This window comes from uncultured Clostridium sp., from assembly GCF_937920395.1.
In the GTDB taxonomy this organism is placed as follows: domain Bacteria; phylum Bacillota; class Clostridia; order Clostridiales; family Clostridiaceae; genus Clostridium_AD.
Window position 1 is genome coordinate 1 of sequence record NZ_CALEVF010000083.1, and the last position, 2,508, is coordinate 2,508.

At 31.9% G+C, this 2,508-nt stretch carries 1 protein-coding gene; it reads right to left on the minus strand.

Going from position 1 to position 2,508, the window contains the following annotated elements; translation table 11 throughout:
* On the minus strand, positions 1 to 2,508 hold a 2,508-nt coding region (gene addB, locus Q0649_RS08625), incomplete at both ends, for a helicase-exonuclease AddAB subunit AddB (protein WP_298840276.1).

Here is a 2,508-nt window from a genome sequence, read left to right on the forward strand (position 1 = left end):
GTATTTTCTTTTAATGTAGGGTCAAATTGGCAAATAGCCGTATATTCACAATAACTACATGGAGTAATATCCTTTTTCTTATATGGTTTTATGTCTATTTCTCCAGAAAGCATTCCCTCACAAGTTTTTATAAGGTTCTCTTTTACATGATTAAGTAGCATATCAAACTGCTCCATAGTTGCAACTGATGATCTTGAGCCTAATTCTCCATTTTTCTTAATAGATGCTGGAACAACTAGGGATGCACCTTCTATATTTCTGTCCATCTCCCTAATTATCTTAGTATCTGCTAGTAGTAACCCCTTCATCTTTAATGCTTTCATTATAGCTTTTTCTAGTTCTTCTTCATCTAAATTGTTTTTAGCCTTTATCACTGGGTCATCTATTTTGAAATATAGTATACCTGCTGGAAAAATAGGTTCATCAACGCTTTCGCTTGTTATAGCATTTTCTTTAGACAAAGCTTTCTCATTTCTAAGCATAGCATCTAAATAGGTAAGCAGCTGTATTTGAAGTCCATAATATACATCGGATAATTTAAAATCCTTATTCCCAGATTTATAGTCTATTATCCTGTAAAATTCCTCTCCCTCATTTATTAGCTTATCCACTCTATCAATTCTACCAACTAAATTTACTATTTCACCTGTTGATAATTCTACTTGTATTGGTGGATAATCTCCCTCATTATTGCCAAAGGACACTTCATAGCCAAAGGGTTCGAAGCCACTATTTTTCATTTGCTCAACTATTACGTAGATAGTTTTCTTTAAAACTCTTTTAAGTCTCTCTGTAAAGTACTTGTACCTTGGGGTGCTGTTTAATATATATCCACTGGTACCCGCATCCGCTTCTTTCTCTACTATGCTTCCTATATTTTTCTCACACCAATTTCTATCAAGATCTGCCCATTTTATTTCACTTTTATCCACAAGTTTTGAAAAATCATCGAGCACACTGTGCATAAAACTACCTAAGTCTGGGGATGAAAATGTAAAAGTCTTTCGCTCTTTTGCTTTTAATCCGTATTGAACAAAATATGCAAAAGGACATTCTTCATATTTTTCTATTCTAGAGACACTAAAGTAATTTTTTTCTCCATAAAGTCGTTTTACCTTTTCTTTCTCAAGCATTTTCACTTCATTTTTATAGTCAAACCCTTGAAAAATGGTATTACTTTTTTCTCTCCATAATGGATCTTTCTGATACCATTTATAAACCGCGATCCAAAGTGGTGATATATTCCCCTCCTCTAAATATCTTCTAAGTGAAAATATTAAATCATTAAAGGTTGGCACTTTAGCACATACCTGATAAAAATCACGTAATACATGTTTATCAAATGCTTCATACCCATCTCTTGGTTTTTCCTTATTATGCAAGCTGTCACTACTAAGCGTTATATTGCTTTCCTCTATTAGATTTTTAAATAAGGCTTTAAACCTTGTTATTATAATCGAGGGTCTCAAAGTTTTACCTTCATAATCTGCTATAGGATAAGTTATATTTAAATATTTACTTGGAATAGTTATAGTTGCATATATTAAATACTGCTCATTAAACACCTCGGTTTTTGTGTCACTGGCGAGTTCTACCCCGTTTTCTTTTAAAATCATTCTGTCGCTATCTGTAAATATCCCCTCTTCCTTACTTGCCTTTGGGAATACTCCATCATTTACCCCTATAATATATAATGCTTTTATGTCATGACTTTTTATACGCTCAACACTACTAATCGTTACTCCATCAAGTGCCGGTGGAATAAGCCCCATTTGATGTTTGCTAAATCCCATGGATAGGACTTTTACGAAATCCTCAAGAGATAGGGTTTCTTTACCAATAACCTCCACCATCTGATCTAATAACTCCATAACTAAATTCCATATTTTACTGTACTCAGTAACAAGTTCCTGATCCCCTTCTGCTTTAAAACTTTCTATCCATTTCTCTAAGGTTTTATATACATTTATAGACTCTAGGAATTCAAATAAAGTTGTACATATTTTTGTGACAGTGCCTTTACCTTTTAATTTCTCCTTAAATTGTAATAATGGAACAATTATTTTGTCCCTTGTTTCATTTAAAATCTTAATTGTAGACTCAACTTTATGTGTTTCTTCATCGCTTGCCTTATCATTGTTATAATAATCTCTAAAATAATAATCTATTTTTTCCTGCCATAAATCCATTTCTGTCCATTTTCTCTTACCCTTTATACCAGTTGCGATAATAAAGTTTTCTAATATATCTATATGCTGCTTTTCTATATCCAAAAGTCCTGTTTTAAGATACCTAAACATTGCCTCATAACTAAAGTTTTTAGTGAAAATCTCAACAACTCCGGTTATTAAAACGATTAAAGGGTTACTTGTTATATCTTTTTTCTTATCTATAAATAAAGGAATATTATATTCCGTAAATATCGCTTTTATCAATTTCTCATAGGTTGGTAAATCTCTAGTAACTACTGCTATTTTGTTAAATCTTATATTCTCATCTCTACATATT